Here is a 14,983-nt window from a genome sequence, read left to right on the forward strand (position 1 = left end):
GTAGGACTTTCTACTAAAAAACTCGATGAGCGGCAGAAGTCAGAACAGTGGCTGTATGACTTTCAGAATAAACAGAGGTGTTGGGCCTGGCGTATGAAGCGCCCGGACGTGGCGTTATACAACACGATAGGCGAATTGAAATATGGCCTTGCCTATTCTGATGGCGCACGGCAGCAAGTCGATCCGCACTCAGGAGTGCCCCATGAAAATCAGTGTATTTGGTAGCGGTTACGTTGGCCTGGTACAAGCGGCCGTCCTGGCTGAAGTCGGCCACGACGTGGTCTGCATGGACATTGACGAGAGGAAAGTCGAACTGCTGCAGCAAGGCCACGTAAGTATTTTCGAACCGGGGCTGGCCAGCCTGGTGCGCGAAAGCCTGGAGGCCAATCGTCTCCAGTTCACCACTGACGAGAAGTTTGCGGTACAGCATGGCCAGGTGTTGTTTATCGCGGTCGGTACACCGTCCCGGGACGATGGGTCGGCGGACCTGCGTTATGTGCTGTCAGTGGGCGAAGCCGTGGCGCGTCACCGTGAACACCCGGTGATTCTGGTGGAGAAGTCCACGGTGCCGGTGGGCACGGGTGACACCTTGCGCGCGCATATCGACAAGTGCCTGATCAAGGTCGGCCGCTTGCTGAAATTTGATATCGTCTCCAACCCGGAGTTTTTGAAAGAAGGCTCGGCCGTGGCCGATTGCCGGCGCCCGGACCGGATCGTCATCGGCTGCGAACGCGATGAGGTGCGTGACGTGATGCGCGACCTCTACGCGCCCTTCAACCGCAATCATGACCGGATCATGTTCATGGACCTGCGCAGCGCCGAGCTGACCAAGTACGCCGCCAACTGCATGCTGGCGACCAAGATCAGCTTCATCAACCAGATCGCCGAACTGGCCGAACACCTGGGCGCCGACATCGAATCGGTGCGCCTGGGCATCGGCGCCGATTCGCGCATTGGCTACCACTTCATCTACCCCGGCTGCGGTTATGGCGGCTCGTGCTTTCCCAAGGACATGCGCGCGCTGATCCACAGCGCCGAAGAGGCGCATTGCTCCAGCGATTTGCTGCAAGCGGTGGAAGCGATCAACCAGCGTCAGAAGCACAAGTTGTTCGAGCGCATCAACGCGTTCTACAAGGGCGATTTGCGCGGCAGGACTTTTGCCGTGTGGGGGCTGGCATTCAAGCCGAACACCGACGACATGCGCGACGCACCGAGCCGGGTGTTGCTGGAATCGCTGTGGGCCGCCGGGGCCAACGTCCGCGCGTTCGACCCGGAAGCCATGCAGGAAACCCAGCAGCTGTATCCCGATGAATCGAGGTTGATGCTGATGGGCACACCGGAATCGGTATTGTCCGGTGCTGACGCGTTGATCATCTGCACGGAATGGCAGCAGTTCAAGGCCCCGGATTTCAGCCTGATCCAGCAGCGGCTCAACGCGCCGGTGATCTTCGACGGACGCAACCTGTACGACGCCGATCGACTGGCCCGCGCCGGTTTCATGTACTTCCCGATGGGCCGCGGTGAATCGCGCAATCTGCCGATTCCGCACCAGCAGTGGCCGGCCGCTTCGGTCGTCGCTTGATTGCGACGTTAGCCGAGATCAGCCGACAGTCCCTGGGGCCAGGGCTGTCGGCGTTGCTTAGTTGCTTGGTTTCAGCCTGGCCGGCAGCCTGGTGTCGTGGTGCGTGGTGCGTGGTGCGTGGCAATGTTCATCTTCACCCTCGGTGAAATAATTAATTACCCGCCGAATTCCTCTTCGTCGACACCCTGGCGCCGGTGCCCTGAGCGCGCTGACCGCCATAGGTGGTTTCCTGTGTTTCACGAGCGGCCGTCGGGTGGCCTTACAGCAAAATTAATGCACTAAAACTGCATTAATATGAATTTGTCAGCATCAGGAATGAACGGCACACTGTGCCCGTTCCTCCCCCAATAGTTGGAACAACTTCAAGGGCTTTCTGGGTATCCCAGCTAAGCCTTTTTTTTGCCTCGATTTTTTCAACGGATCGTCTGCCTCATGTTTGCTCGCTGGTTTCCCGCCGCCATCAACACCCGCCCCTCCGAATGGAGCCGGGCCGCCATCGGCATGTCTCTGGGCACGATGTTCAGCGTCTGGCTCTGCAGCCAGGTATTCGGCATGCAAGTAGCGCAGCACCTGATCGGTCCGCTGGGTGCATCGGCCGTGTTGCTGTTCGCAGTGTCCTCCGGCGCCCTCGCCCAGCCCTGGTCGATTCTTGGCGGCTACCTCAGCGCCGGGGTGGTTTCGCTGCTGGTCGCTCACGTGCTCGGACGAACCCTCGGCAGCGCTTGCCTGGCGGCCGGCATGGCGCTGATTCTGATGTGCTGGCTGCGTTGCCTGCACCCACCGGCCGGGGCCTTGGCGCTCCTGTTGGTGTTGGCAGACCCGGCGACCATTGCCCTCGACTGGAAAGCGCTCGGCCCGGTGATGCTTAGCGCATCGGCCATGCTGCTCAGCGCCCTGGCCTACAACAACCTGACGCGCATTCGTTACCCAAAACGCGCCAGCGAACCGGTGGCCATAGTGCCGGCCGACCATCCGCCCATCGACAGCCAGGCGATCACCGCGCAGGACCTGAAACTGGCCCTGGCGGACATGGAAGCGTTCTTCGACGTCACCCCCGAAGACCTTGAACAGTTGATCCATGCCAGTGAGTTGCATGCCAAACGGCGCAGTATTGGTGATGTGTTTTCCAGTAAGGGTTGAAGATCAAAAGATCGCAGCCTCGTTTCACTCGACAGCTCCATTGAAATGCGATCCCCCTGGAGCTGCCGCAGGCTGCGATCTTTTGATCTTGCTTTAAGGCAAAAACGCAAACTAACCCTGCACATATGCCGGTTGTACATCACAAATTTGCACTGGTACGATCCAGCATCGCTCGCGCGCGAGCTTCTCTATAAAGAACAATAAAAGCAGGGAGTTAGTGATGACTGCTCAGGTTTCTTCTCCGGGGACTTCGTCCATGGATGCCATGCAAAACGAAGTGCTGGCCGAGGTTCGCAACCACATCGGCCACCTGACCCTCAATCGCCCCGCCGGACTCAACGCCATCACCCTGGACATGGTGCGCAACCTGCAGCGTCAGCTCGACGCCTGGGCACTAGATCCGCACGTACACGCAGTTGTATTGCGCGGTGCTGGCGAGAAGGCTTTCTGTGCCGGCGGCGACATTCGCTCGCTGTACGACAGCTTCAAGAACGGCGACACGCTGCACGAAGATTTCTTCGTCGAGGAATACGCCCTCGACCTCGCGATTCACCATTACCGCAAACCTGTACTCGCTTTGATGGACGGTTTTGTCCTGGGCGGCGGCATGGGCCTGGTACAAGGCGCCGACTTGCGGGTGGTCACCGAGAAAAGTCGTCTGGCGATGCCGGAAGTGGCGATCGGTTATTTCCCGGATGTCGGTGGCAGCCATTTCCTGCCACGCGTTCCCGGTGAACTGGGGATTTACCTCGGCGTCAGCGGCGTGCAGATCCGTGCGGCCGATGCGCTCTATTGCGGCCTGGCCGACTGGTACCTGGAAAGCGACAAGTTGGGCACTCTGGACGAGCAACTCGATCAGCTCGAATGGCACGAAACACCGTTGAAGGACCTGCAAGGTCTGCTGGCGAAACTCGCCGTGCAACAACTACCCGACGCGCCACTGAGCGCGTTGCGCCCGGCCATCGATCACTTCTTCGCCCAGCCCGATGTGCCGAGTATTGTTGAGCAACTGCGTGAAGTAACGGTCGCCGACAGCCACGAGTGGGCCACGACCACCGCCGACCTGCTGGAAAGCCGTTCACCGCTGGCCATGGGTGTGACCCTGGAAATGCTCCGTCGCGGCCGGCACTTGAGTCTGGAAGACTGCTTCGCCCTTGAGCTGCACCTGGACCGTCAGTGGTTCGAGCGCGGCGACCTGATCGAAGGCGTGCGCGCCTTGCTGATCGACAAGGACAAGAAACCGCGCTGGAACCCGCCGACCTTGCAGGCGCTGGACGCCGAGCACGTCGCGAGTTTCTTCACGGGTTTTGACCAAAGCGGGAGCTGAGCCATGCACGATATCGAATTGAGCGAAGAGCAAGTCATGATCCGCGACATGGCCCGGGACTTTGCCCGCGGCGAAATCGCGCCCCACGCACAAGCCTGGGAAAAGGCCGGCTGGATCGACGACGGTCTGGTGGCGAAGATGGGTGAGCTGGGTCTGCTGGGCATGGTGGTGCCCGAGGAATGGGGCGGCACCTATGTCGACTACGTCGCCTACGCCTTGGCCGTGGAAGAGATTTCGGCCGGCGACGGCGCCACTGGCGCGCTGATGAGCATTCACAACTCCGTGGGCTGCGGTCCGGTCCTCAACTACGGCACTGAAGAACAGAAACAGACCTGGCTGCCGGATCTGGCCAGCGGTCAGGCCATCGGCTGCTTCTGCCTGACCGAACCCCAGGCCGGTTCCGAAGCCCACAACCTGCGCACCCGCGCCGAACTGCGCGACGGCCAGTGGGTGATCAACGGCGCCAAGCAATTCGTCAGCAATGGCAAACGGGCGAAACTGGCCATCGTGTTCGCGGTGACCGATCCAGACTTGGGCAAGCGCGGCATCTCGGCGTTCCTGGTGCCGACCGATACCGCGGGTTTCATCGTTGATCGCACCGAACACAAGATGGGCATCCGTGCTTCCGATACCTGCGCGGTGACCCTGAGCCACTGCACGATTCCCGAAGCCAACCTGCTGGGTGAGCGCGGCAAAGGGCTGGCGATTGCCCTGTCGAACCTCGAAGGCGGCCGCATCGGCATCGCGGCGCAGGCGTTGGGCATTGCCCGCGCCGCATTTGAAGCGGCGCTGGCCTACTCGCGGGATCGGGTGCAGTTCAACAAACCGATCATCGAGCACCAGAGCATCGCCAACATGCTGGCCGACATGCACACCCGGTTGAACGCGGCACGACTGCTGATCTTGCATGCTGCGCGCTTGCGCAGTGCCGGCAAGCCGTGTCTGTCGGAGGCTTCACAGGCCAAGCTGTTTGCATCCGAGATGGCCGAGAAAGTGTGTTCGTCGGCGATGCAGATCCATGGCGGGTATGGGTATCTGGAAGATTACCCAGTGGAGCGTTATTACCGGGATGCGCGGATTACGCAGATTTATGAAGGGTCTAGCGAGATTCAGCGGATGGTGATTGCTCGGGAACTGAAGCACTACTTGGTGTGAAGCCCAAAAAGCTTCGCGGGCAAGCCTCGCTCCTACAAGGATACGTATTACCCTGTAGGAGCGAGGCTTGCCCGCGAAGGCGTCGGTGAGGACGCTACATTACTTACCCTGGAACTCGGCTTCACGCTTGGCAATAAACGCCGCCATCCCTTCCTTCTGATCCTGCGTCGCAAACGCCGCATGGAACACCCGGCGCTCAAAGCGCACACCTTCCGACAGGCTCACTTCAAACGCGCGGTTGACGCTTTCCTTGATCATCATTGCAATCGGCAACGACTTCTTGGCAATCAGCGCCGCGACTTTCAACGCTTCTTCCAGCAACTCATCTGCCGGAACAATCCGCGCCACAATCCCGCAACGCTCCGCTTCCACCGCATCGATCAAGCGACCGCTGAGGCACATCTCCATGGCCTTGGCCTTGCCCACCGCGCGGGTCAGGCGCTGAGTGCCGCCCATGCCTGGCAGGACGCCGAGGTTGATTTCCGGTTGACCAAACTTGGCGTTGTCGCCGGCCAGGATGAAGTCGCACATCAGCGCCAGTTCACAACCACCGCCCAAGGCGAAACCGTTGACGGCGGCAATGATCGGCTTGCGGCGGTTAGCCACGCGATCGCTGTCGCTGAACAGGTCGTCGAGGTAGATTTGCGGGTAGGTCAGCTCCGCCATTTCCTTGATGTCGGCGCCGGCGGCGAAGGCTTTTTTCGAGCCGGTGAGCACGATGCAGCCGATGTTCGAATCGGCTTCCAGGCCATCGAGGGCGTGGTTCAGCTCGCTGACGATCTGCGCGTTCAACGCATTCAGCGCTTGCGGACGGTTCAGGGTAATCAGGCCGACGCGACCATGGGTTTCCAACAAAATCGTTTCGTAGTTCACACGTAGCTTCCTTCTCAAAGATTGCGCGAAATGACCATGCGCTGAATATCGCTGGTGCCTTCGTAGATCTGGCAGACCCGCACGTCGCGGTAGATCCGCTCCAGCGGGAAATCGTTCAAGTAACCGTAACCGCCGAGGGTTTGCAAGGCCGCGGAGCACACCTTCTCGGCCATTTCCGAGGCGAACAGCTTGGCCATGGACGCTTCGACCAAGGCCGGTTTGCCGCTGTCACGCAGCGCCGCCGCGTAATGCACCATCTGCCGAGCCACAGCGATTTGGGTTGCCATGTCCGCCAGGCGGAACGCGACCGCTTGATGCTCGATGATCGGTTTGCCGAAGCTTTCACGCTCGCGGGCATAGTCGCGGGCCGCTTCGAACGCAGCGCGGGCCATGCCCACCGATTGCGAAGCGATGCCGACACGGCCGCCTTCGAGGTTGGCCAGGGCGATTCGATAACCTTCGCCCTCCTCGCCCAAGCGGTTGGCGACTGGCACCTTCACGTCTTCGAACAGGATCTGGCAGGTGTCGGACGCGTGCTGGCCGAGTTTGTCTTCGACCCGTGCGACTTTGTAGCCCGGCGAATCGGTGGGCACGATCAGCGCCGTGATGCCACGCTTGCCGGCACTCGGATCAGTCACGGCGAACACGATCACCACTCCGGCGTTCTGCCCGGAGGTGATGAACTGCTTGCAGCCGTTCAACACGTAATGATCGCCTTCCAGACGAGCACGGGTTTTCAAGCCGCTGGCGTCGGAGCCGGCCTGCGGTTCGGTCAGGGCAAAAGCCCCGAGCATCGAACCGCTGGCCAAAGGTTTGAGGAAGCGCTCTTTCTGGTCGTCGTTGCCGTACTTGAGAATCGGAACGCAACCCACCGAGTTGTGCACGCTCATGATGGTCGAACAGGCGCCGTCGCCGGCCGCGATTTCTTCCAGGGCCATGGCGTAGGCCAGGTAACCGGTGTCGCAACCGCCCCACTCTTCCGGCACCAACATGCCGAAGAAGCCCAGTTCCGCCATCTCGCCGATGGCTTCCTTGGGGAAGCGATGCTCGCGGTCCCACTCGGCGGCGAACGGTTTCAGCCGTTCCTGGGCAAACTGCCGGGCCGCGTCGCTGATCTGAAGTTGTTCGTCAGTCGGGAGCATAGTGATTCCTTAGTACAGGCATTCAACGGCCATGGCCGTGGCTTCGCCGCCGCCGATGCAGATCGCTGCAACGCCGCGTTTCAGGCCTTTCTGGCGCAGGGCCGAGAGCAAGGTCACGAGGATCCGCGCGCCAGACGCACCGATCGGGTGGCCGAGAGCGCAAGCGCCGCCGTGAACGTTGATCTTCTCGTGGGGGATTTCCAGTTTGGTCATGGTCACCAGACTGACAACGGCGAAGGCTTCGTTGACTTCGACCAGATCGACTTCGTCCAGCGACCAGCCGGTTTTCTTCATCAGCTTCTCGATAGCGCCCACCGGTGCCACCGGGAACAGGCCCGGGGTGTCGGCAAACGCAGCGTGGCCGTGAATCACTGCCAGCGGTTTCAGGCCGCGCTTTTCAGCTTCGGAACGGCGCATCAACACCAATGCCGCAGCGCCATCGGAGATCGAGCTGGAGTTCGCCGCCGTCACCGTGCCGCCGTCACGGAACGCCGGTTTCAAGGAAGCGATCTTGTCCAGTTTGGCTTTCGGTGGCTGTTCGTCGTTGCTGATCAGCACCTGCTCTTTACCGACGGTCACGGTGAGCGGCACGATCTCGTGTTTGAAGCTGCCGTCCTTGATCGCCTGCTGCGCGCGGGTGGTCGAGGCAATGGCAAACGCGTCCTGAGCTTCACGGGTGAAACCGTTGGTTTCAGCGCAATCCTCGGCGTAAGTGCCCATCAGGCGGCCCTTGTCGTAGGCATCTTCCAGACCGTCAAGGAACATGTGGTCAAGCACGCGACCGTGGCCCATGCGGTAACCGCTGCGGGCGCGGTCCAGCAGATACGGCGCGTTGGACATGCTTTCCATACCGCCGGCGACAACCACGTCGGCGCTGCCGGCCACCAGCATGTCGTGGGCCAGAATGGCCGCTTCCATACCCGAACCGCACATCTTGTTCAGGGTGGTGCAGCGAGTCGATTTATCCAGCCCGGCGCCCAATGCGGCTTGACGTGCAGGGGCTTGGCCGAGGCCGGCGGACAGGACGCAACCGAACAGCACTTCTTCAACCGAGTCTGGTGCCACACCGGCGCGTTCAACGGCGGCGCGAATTGCGGCAGCACCGAGTTGCGGTGCAGTCAGGCTTTTCAGTTCGCCCTGGAAACCACCCATCGGGGTGCGGACGGCGCTGACAATAACAATGGGATCGTTGGAAATAGTCATGACAAATCCTCCTTACTTGGCGGCCATGCGCAAGGCGCCGTCGAGACGGATCACCTCGCCATTGAGCATGCTGTTTTCAATGATATGCCTGACCAGCCCGGCATACTCGCCTGGTTTGCCAAGACGCGGCGGAAACGGCACGCCAGCCGCCAGGGACGCGCGGACTTCCGGGGTCATGCTGGCCATCATCGGCGTTTCGAAAATGCCCGGGGCGATGGTCATCACCCGAATGCCGAAGCGCGCCAGTTCACGGGCGGCGGGCAAGGTCAGGCTGACGATCGCGCCTTTGGAGGCGGCATACGCGGCCTGGCCGATCTGGCCGTCATAGGCTGCAGCCGAGGCGGTGTTGATGATCACGCCGCGCTCGCCGTCAGCATCTGCTTCGGTTTCGGCAATCGCCGCAGCGGCCAGGCGCAACATGTTGAAACTGCCGATCAGGTTGACGTTGATCACCTGGCTGAAATTGGCCAACACGTGTGGGCCGTTCTTGCCGAGGATCTTCTCACCGCGCACGATACCGGCGCAGTTGACCAGACCATTCAGGCCACCGAAGGCTTTGACCGTCGCCTGCACAGCGGCTTCCGCCGCGGTTTCGTTGCTGATATCCGCCACCACACTTTGCGCGCCGAGACGTTCAGCCTGGGCCGCAACGGCCTCGGCATTCATGTCCACCAGCATCACTTTGGCGCCGGCCGCGACCAGCATTTCAGCTGTGGCCGCACCGAGGCCGGACGCACCGCCGGTGACGAGAAAAACCTTGTTTTCGATCTGCATCATTGTTTCCTTGGATTCAAGCTGAAACATTCTTCGCGGCGGCCTCTTGAGCCTTGGCGATTTCCTGGTTGCGCAAGATAAAGCGCTGCAATTTGCCGCTAGGGGTTTTCGGCAATTCGCTGACAAATTCGATTTCACGGGGGTACGAGTGCGCGGCCAGTCGTTTGCGCACGTGTTGGCGCAACTCTTCGGCCAGTTCCGGTGCAGCGCGGTATTGCGCGCTGAGCACGACAAAGGCTTTGACCAGTTCGGTCCGCTCCGGATCGGGTTTGCCGACCACGGCCGCTTCGACCACTGCCGGGTGCTCGATCAACGCGCTTTCCACGTCGAACGGACCGACGCGATAGCCCGAGGTGGTGATCACGTCGTCGCTGCGACCGACGAAGCTGATGCTGCCGTCCGGGTTCCATTCGACGGTGTCGCCGCTCAGGTAATAGTTGCCGACGAAGGCCTTGGTCGGTGCGCCTTCGTAACCGGCGAACCAGCACATCGGCGACTGGGTGCGATCGATGGCCAGAATGCCAGGCTGACCGACGCCGAGTTCTTTGTACTCGTCATCCAGCACCACGATGCGGTGGCCCGGCGAGGCGAAACCGGCGGCGCCCATGTGGATCGGATGCTCCAGGCCATGGTGATTGCACAGGACCATGCCGAGTTCGGTCTGGCCATAATGGTCGTGGATGGCCACGCCGAGGTTGTCGGCGAACCAGCGAATCACTTCCGGGTTCAGCGGCTCGCCGGCGCTGCTGACGATGCGCAGCTTGCCCTTGATCGAGCGGGCGAATTCGTCGCCACCCGCGATCAACAGGCGATAGGCCGTCGGCGAGCCGGTGAGGTTGGTGATCCCGTATTTGTTGATCACCCGGCAGGTGCTTTCGAGGGAGAACGGGCCATCGTAAAAGGTGATCGGATGCCCCATCGCCATCGGCCCGGTGACGCCGAAATAGATGCCGTAGGCCCAGCCCGGATCGGCGACGTTCCAGAAGGCGTCTTCAGGGCGCAAGTCCACGGCGTCACGGGTGTAGCTCTGGAAGGCGACGATGGCCTTGAGCGGAACGGACAGCGCTTTCGACGGACCGGTGGTGCCCGACGTGAACATCAGCAGGAACGGGTCTTCGCCCGTCAGCAGGACCGGTTCGCACTCAGCAGAATAATTCGCCAGTTCGGCCCAGAAGCTGTAATCGCCGCGGACGATGCCTTGGCCTTTGGGGCCGGCGACGGTGACGATGGTCGGGCAGTCGGCGACTTCAGTGAGTTTGGAACGATTGCCCGCGTCGGTGACCACCACTTTGGCGCCAGAGGAGCTGAGGCGGTGTTCGATGGCTTTCGGGCCGAATGCCGTGAACAGCGGCTGGTAGACCGCGCCGATGCGCCAGGTGGCGAATACGGTGATCAAAAGTTCGATGTTACGTGGCAGGAGACCGGCAACCTTGTCGCCCTTTTTTACGCCTTGGGCCAGCAGAAAATTGGCTAAACGCGCAGCTTTGTCCTGCAAGTCGCTGAAGGTGTAGGTCGCGCTGGCGCCATCGCGACCTTCCCAGAACAGCGCGATGCGCCCCGGCAAGGCATGCCGGTCGCAACACTCGACACAGGCGTTGAGGGCAGTCAAATCGCCCGCGAGTGCGGCGTCGACGGTGTGCTGATAATTGAACTGTGATGTAGCAGACAAATAATCACGCATTGCCAGAATCCCTTTGTATTTTTATTAGGCTGGGGGAACCTTTATTAACAGGGAAATACTCGCTCTGTGCGGGGCGCGGGACAATGGTCAAAGCTATCAAGTTGCGTGACTGGTTTGGCCAAGATTCAAGAGGTGTGGCGCCAGTCAGGGCCCCTTCGCGAGCAGGCTCGCTCCCACAGGGGAACGCATTCCACATGTGGGAGCGAGCCTGCTCGCGAAGAGGCCGGCTGCATCACCACCCAATCCGGATCAATCGGCTTCGTTCAGGATCAGGCTGCGGTAATGCCCCGGATTTGACCCCGACCACTTGCGAAACGCCTTGTAGAACGAGCTGGTGTCGGCAAACCCCAGCCGCGTGGCGATCTCGGCAAAGCTGATGGCAGGCTCGGCCAGCCAGACAATCGCCAACTCCTTGCGCACGCTGTCCTTGAGCCCCTGGTAAGTCTGGCCCTCTTCAGCCAGGCGCCGACGCAGGGTTGAAGCCGACATGCACAGCTGTTGCGCCAGGGATTCGGTTTCCGGCCAGTGTTCGGCGGGCAGTTGCCGCAAATCGTGTTTGATCCGGCTGGCCAGGCTCTCTGGATCACGGTACTTGACCAGAATATTGGCCGGCGCATGGGCCAGGAAACGCTTGAGTTCTTCCGGACTGCGCTTGATCGGCAAGTCCAGGCACTCGGCCGAGAAAATCATCCGCGTGCGCGGCCGGTCGAAACGCAGGTTCTCGGAGAACATCACCTGGTAGTCATCGCAGAAGTCCGGTGCCTGGCAGCGCAATTCGATGGCCAGGATCGGAATCCGTCGCCCCGCCAACCAGCAGGCGACACCGTGAACGATCATCCAATAGGTGAAATAGGTAAAGGCGCGGCGTGGGTCCTGGTCGTCTTCGAGCAGGACAATTTCCGCCAGGCTTTGCTGACGAACCAGCTGTGCAGGCAAGTGTTCGAGCATCAACGACAGAAAGCTCAAACCCGAGGTCAGGCCGGCGGCCAGGCTCGGCTGGACCATGGAGCAGCGACAGAGAAACTCCAGGCTGCCGGATTTGAGTTTGCGCGGGTCCATGCCAAAAAACTCATCGTCCCGGCGCCGGGCCAACAAGCGCCACAGCCTTGCGTAAGCGGTGGCCGGCACGCGGGCAGTGGTGGTTTCCAGCAGCGCCGGGGCGATGCCGACTTTGTTCAACACCTCTTCGGTAGCGGCTCCTGGGGCGCAGCTTTGCAACAGCGCTTCACGCACCAGTTGAATGGAGATGGTGTCTTTTTCCGACATTGACCGAGGCAAGCCCTGTTCTTTGAGTAGTGGGAATATTAGCCCGTCAAAATCAAAAGATCGTCCGAACGCGGCCCGAACCTTCGGCAGCTCCTGCCACGGTGCACGTCATCCCACTGGAGCTGCCATAGACTGCGATCTTTTGCCTTAAGCCTTAAAGAATCCGGTACAGCAACCGCTCGATCCGCACACGACTCACGCGCTTGAGAAACTTGGCCACCCCCGCCGGGTATTCCAGCAGCGTTTCCAGCTCCTGGTAACGCTCGATCCGGCGGGTGTTCTCGAAAATCTCCGCCAGCTCTGTACGACGCGGCCCCAGCAGCTCGCCTTTCGGATCATCAATCAGCAAGGCGTTTTCCAGGTCGAGTCGGAATGCCCGCGGATTGAGGTTGTTGCCGGTCAGCAAGGTGTAGCGCTGATCGACCCACATACCCTTGAGGTGATAGGTGTTGTCGCCATCACGCCACAGATGCAGGTTCAGTTGGCCGCTGTCGACGCTGCGATGGTGACGCTTGGCGAAACGCCGCAGGCTGATCTCGTAAAGGTACGGCAACGCCGAAATCACCTTGAACGGCTCGCTCGGCGGGATGTAGAAGTCGTTGGCCGTCTTGTCGCCGACGATGATGTCGATCTTCACGCCCCGCGCCAGAGCCCGGTTGATTTCCCGGGTCACGGGCAGCGGCAGGTTGAAGTATGGCGTGCAGATGGTCAGTTGATGCTGAGCGCTGGCGATCAACTCGCAAATCACTCGACTCAGCGGGTTGTTCTTGCCGACACCGAGCAATGGGCTGACCGACAAACCACCCTTTTCCGGGGTGCCTGTCGTGGTGTCGTACGCCGCGTGCTTGAGGCGGCTGCGCAAGTCGCCGATGTCGTTGCGCAGGCTGCGGGTGGTCGGCAGGTTCGGCAAATCGAGACGATGCACCGCTTTGGAGGCGATCAGACCGTGCTGGACCAGGTGCTGCATTGAATCGGCCAGGGCGCTGTTCTGCAGCACGTGATAACGGTCGTAGCGGTACTTGTCGAATTTGTGCAGGTAAACGTTGTTCAGGCTCGCGCCGCTGTAGATCACGCAATCGTCGATCACGAAGCCTTTCAAATGCAGCACGCCGAACAGCTCACGGGTCTGCACGGGAACGCCATACACCGGCACTTCACTGGCATGAGTGCGGGTTGTTTCCTGGTACCAGGCCGAGTTGCCCGGCTGTTTGCCGGCGCCGATCAAGCCGCGCTGAGCGCGCAGCCAGTCAACGACCACCACCACGTCCAGTTCCGGACGCGCCAGTTTGGCCGCGTGCAAGGCATCAAGAATTTCCTGGCCGGCTTCATCTTGTTGCAGATAGAGCGCGACGATATAGATACGCTGGGTGGCGCTGGCGATCTTTTCCAGCAGGCACCGACGAAACTCGGCAGCGCCAGAAAGGATGGTGACGGCATCGGCGGTCAGCGGAAAACTGCGCAGTTTGGGCAGCAGAGAGCGTTTGAAAAGCGACGGCATAGGGCTCGCAAAAAGGTCGAATCCGAAGAACCCTAGAGCTTACACCATGGATCCGCTTGGGTCTTGTTAGTGTCTGTAAAGGCCCCTTCGCGAGCAGGCTCGCTGCCACATTAAAATGCATTCCCCTGTGGGAGCGAGCCTGCTCGCGAAAGCGATTTTTCAGGCGACAAAAAATACCCGATTGACCAAGGAGAACGATCGTTCTACTGTAGCGCCATGAACGAGATAACCAGCAACGACACACGCGACATCATTCTGGATGTCACCGAAAAGTTGATCTACAAAAGTGGCATCGCTGCCACTGGGATGGATCTTCTGGTGAAAACCGCCGGCGTCTCCAGAAAGAGTATTTACCGCTACTTCGCCAACAAGGAGGAGCTCACCGTCGCGGCCCTGCAACGCCGTGATGTGCGCTGGATGCGTTGGTACAGAAGCGAAGTCGACCAGGCTGAAACACCGGCCGACCGGCTGCTCAACCTGTTTACCGTGCTCAAGGCCTGGTTCGCCTCCGAAGGCTTCCGTGGCTGTGCATTCATCAATACCAGCGGCGAAACCGGCGACCCGCAAGACCCGGTTCGCCTGGTTGCCAAAGACCATAAACAGAAGCTGCTCGACTACGTGCGCGAGCTCTGCACCGAACAGGGCGCCACAGACCCGGAGACGCTGGCCAAACAGCTGCTGATCCTGATCGACGGTGCCATTACCGTGGCGCTTGTCATGGGTGATCACAGTGCCGCCGATAATGCGCAATGCATGGCGCGAAAGTTATTGGACCTGTAACACTTTAACCAATCCCGACAACTTGCTAGAACGTTACTTTGATAGGGAGACTATTAATGTCTGATGCCGAAGTTCGTGCGCCATTGCCGCCATTCACCCGTGAATCGGCCATCGAAAAAGTACGTCTGGCCGAAGACGGCTGGAACTCCCGCGACCCGGAACGCGTGTCGCTGGCCTACACCCTGGACACCAGATGGCGAAACCGCGCCGAGTTTGCCTACAACCGCGAAGAAGCCAAAGGTTTCCTGACGCGCAAATGGGTCAAGGAACTGGATTACCGCCTGATCAAAGAACTTTGGGCCTTTACCGGCGACCGCATCGCCGTGCGTTATGCCTACGAATGGCACGACGACTCGGGCAATTGGTTCCGCTCGTATGGCAACGAAAACTGGGAGTTCGACGAGAACGGTTTGATGGCCAATCGGTTTGCCTGCATCAACGACATGCCGATCAAGGAAAGCGACCGCAAGTTCCATTGGCCACTGGGTCGTCGGCCTGACGACCATCCAAGTCTGTCCGACCTGGGCCTGTAAACCCTGATCCATGTGGGAGCGAGCTTGCT

The 14,983-nt window shown here is 60.4% G+C and carries 13 protein-coding genes and 2 pseudogenes; 8 read left to right on the top strand and 7 right to left on the bottom strand.

From position 1 onward, the window contains the following. Window positions 1-81 precede the first annotated feature (81 nt). The 6 genes and pseudogenes from QFX16_RS29895 to QFX16_RS14850 all read left to right on the top strand — a co-directional run. Window positions 82-186: pseudogene (locus QFX16_RS29895) on the top strand (hypothetical protein); the annotation flags it as partial. 16 nt (window positions 187-202) lie between these two features. Then, window positions 203-1,582: a UDP-glucose dehydrogenase family protein gene (locus QFX16_RS14830; RefSeq protein WP_283180250.1), complete on the top strand. Its 1,380-nt coding sequence runs from the start codon at window positions 203-205 to the stop codon at window positions 1,580-1,582. Between the two features lie 61 nt (window positions 1,583-1,643). Then, window positions 1,644-1,856 (top strand): annotated as a pseudogene (locus QFX16_RS14835) (MFS transporter); the annotation flags it as partial. Window positions 1,857-2,014: 158 nt separating this feature from the next. Continuing rightward, window positions 2,015-2,722, top strand: coding sequence for an HPP family protein (locus QFX16_RS14840; protein ID WP_283180251.1), 708 nt, complete (start codon window positions 2,015-2,017; stop codon window positions 2,720-2,722). 220 nt (window positions 2,723-2,942) lie between these two features. After that, the gene (locus tag QFX16_RS14845) at window positions 2,943-4,049 is read left to right on the top strand and encodes an enoyl-CoA hydratase/isomerase family protein (RefSeq protein WP_283180252.1); all 1,107 of its coding nucleotides are present in this window, start codon (window positions 2,943-2,945) and stop codon (window positions 4,047-4,049) included. A gap of 3 nt (window positions 4,050-4,052) precedes the next feature. Next, window positions 4,053-5,204: an acyl-CoA dehydrogenase family protein gene (locus QFX16_RS14850; RefSeq protein ID WP_283180253.1), complete on the top strand. Its 1,152-nt coding sequence runs from the start codon at window positions 4,053-4,055 to the stop codon at window positions 5,202-5,204. Between the two features lie 99 nt (window positions 5,205-5,303). On the opposite strand, the gene QFX16_RS14855 is transcribed toward QFX16_RS14850, so the two are convergent. From QFX16_RS14855 to pssA, 7 genes are all read right to left on the bottom strand, one after another. Then, on the bottom strand, window positions 5,304-6,077 hold the full coding sequence (locus tag QFX16_RS14855) for an enoyl-CoA hydratase (protein WP_030131385.1): 774 nt from the start codon (window positions 6,075-6,077) through the stop codon (window positions 5,304-5,306). Window positions 6,078-6,091: 14 nt separating this feature from the next. Then, window positions 6,092-7,219, bottom strand: coding sequence for an acyl-CoA dehydrogenase (locus QFX16_RS14860; RefSeq protein ID WP_282482859.1), 1,128 nt, complete (start codon window positions 7,217-7,219; stop codon window positions 6,092-6,094). Between the two features lie 9 nt (window positions 7,220-7,228). Then, a complete protein-coding gene (locus QFX16_RS14865; RefSeq protein WP_283180254.1) occupies window positions 7,229-8,422 on the bottom strand; it encodes an acetyl-CoA C-acyltransferase in 1,194 nt (397 codons plus the stop codon). Window positions 8,423-8,434: 12 nt separating this feature from the next. After that, on the bottom strand, window positions 8,435-9,196 hold the full coding sequence (locus QFX16_RS14870; RefSeq protein ID WP_283180255.1) for an SDR family NAD(P)-dependent oxidoreductase: 762 nt from the start codon (window positions 9,194-9,196) through the stop codon (window positions 8,435-8,437). 16 nt (window positions 9,197-9,212) lie between these two features. Then, window positions 9,213-10,877 carry an AMP-binding protein gene (locus QFX16_RS14875; RefSeq protein ID WP_283180256.1) on the bottom strand — a complete coding sequence of 555 codons (1,665 nt, stop codon included), beginning with the start codon at window positions 10,875-10,877 and terminating at the stop codon, window positions 9,213-9,215. Window positions 10,878-11,126: 249 nt separating this feature from the next. After that, entirely contained in the window at window positions 11,127-12,143 is a 1,017-nt protein-coding gene (locus QFX16_RS14880) for an AraC family transcriptional regulator (protein ID WP_283180257.1), read from the bottom strand. Window positions 12,144-12,297: 154 nt separating this feature from the next. Beyond that, window positions 12,298-13,641: a CDP-diacylglycerol--serine O-phosphatidyltransferase gene (pssA, locus tag QFX16_RS14885; RefSeq protein ID WP_283180258.1), complete on the bottom strand. Its 1,344-nt coding sequence runs from the start codon at window positions 13,639-13,641 to the stop codon at window positions 12,298-12,300. A gap of 216 nt (window positions 13,642-13,857) precedes the next feature. Between pssA and QFX16_RS14890 the strand changes: the two genes are divergently transcribed. Both QFX16_RS14890 and QFX16_RS14895 read left to right on the top strand, forming a co-directional pair. After that, window positions 13,858-14,421, top strand: coding sequence for a TetR/AcrR family transcriptional regulator (locus QFX16_RS14890; protein WP_283180259.1), 564 nt, complete (start codon window positions 13,858-13,860; stop codon window positions 14,419-14,421). A gap of 56 nt (window positions 14,422-14,477) precedes the next feature. After that, the gene (locus QFX16_RS14895; protein WP_283180260.1) at window positions 14,478-14,954 is read left to right on the top strand and encodes a nuclear transport factor 2 family protein; all 477 of its coding nucleotides are present in this window, start codon (window positions 14,478-14,480) and stop codon (window positions 14,952-14,954) included. Window positions 14,955-14,983 lie beyond the last annotated feature (29 nt).

It is taken from the genome of Pseudomonas svalbardensis (assembly GCF_030053115.1).
Lineage (GTDB): Bacteria > Pseudomonadota > Gammaproteobacteria > Pseudomonadales > Pseudomonadaceae > Aquipseudomonas > Aquipseudomonas svalbardensis.

What these genes read in the sequence shown, in the direction of transcription:
- QFX16_RS14830 (WP_283180250.1), top strand. Translation starts at nt 203, where the DNA reads ATGAAAATCAGTGTATTTGGTAGCGGTTACGTTGGCCTGGTACAAGCG.
- QFX16_RS14840 (WP_283180251.1), top strand. Translation starts at nt 2,015, where the DNA reads ATGTTTGCTCGCTGGTTTCCCGCCGCCATCAACACCCGCCCCTCCGAA.
- QFX16_RS14845 (WP_283180252.1), top strand. Translation starts at nt 2,943, where the DNA reads ATGACTGCTCAGGTTTCTTCTCCGGGGACTTCGTCCATGGATGCCATG.
- QFX16_RS14850 (WP_283180253.1), top strand. Translation starts at nt 4,053, where the DNA reads ATGCACGATATCGAATTGAGCGAAGAGCAAGTCATGATCCGCGACATG.
- QFX16_RS14860 (WP_282482859.1), bottom strand. Translation starts at nt 7,219, where the DNA reads ATGCTCCCGACTGACGAACAACTTCAGATCAGCGACGCGGCCCGGCAG.
- QFX16_RS14865 (WP_283180254.1), bottom strand. Translation starts at nt 8,422, where the DNA reads ATGACTATTTCCAACGATCCCATTGTTATTGTCAGCGCCGTCCGCACC.
- QFX16_RS14870 (WP_283180255.1), bottom strand. Translation starts at nt 9,196, where the DNA reads ATGCAGATCGAAAACAAGGTTTTTCTCGTCACCGGCGGTGCGTCCGGC.
- QFX16_RS14875 (WP_283180256.1), bottom strand. Translation starts at nt 10,877, where the DNA reads ATGCGTGATTATTTGTCTGCTACATCACAGTTCAATTATCAGCACACC.
- QFX16_RS14880 (WP_283180257.1), bottom strand. Translation starts at nt 12,143, where the DNA reads ATGTCGGAAAAAGACACCATCTCCATTCAACTGGTGCGTGAAGCGCTG.
- pssA (WP_283180258.1), bottom strand. Translation starts at nt 13,641, where the DNA reads ATGCCGTCGCTTTTCAAACGCTCTCTGCTGCCCAAACTGCGCAGTTTT.
- QFX16_RS14890 (WP_283180259.1), top strand. Translation starts at nt 13,858, where the DNA reads ATGAACGAGATAACCAGCAACGACACACGCGACATCATTCTGGATGTC.
- QFX16_RS14895 (WP_283180260.1), top strand. Translation starts at nt 14,478, where the DNA reads ATGTCTGATGCCGAAGTTCGTGCGCCATTGCCGCCATTCACCCGTGAA.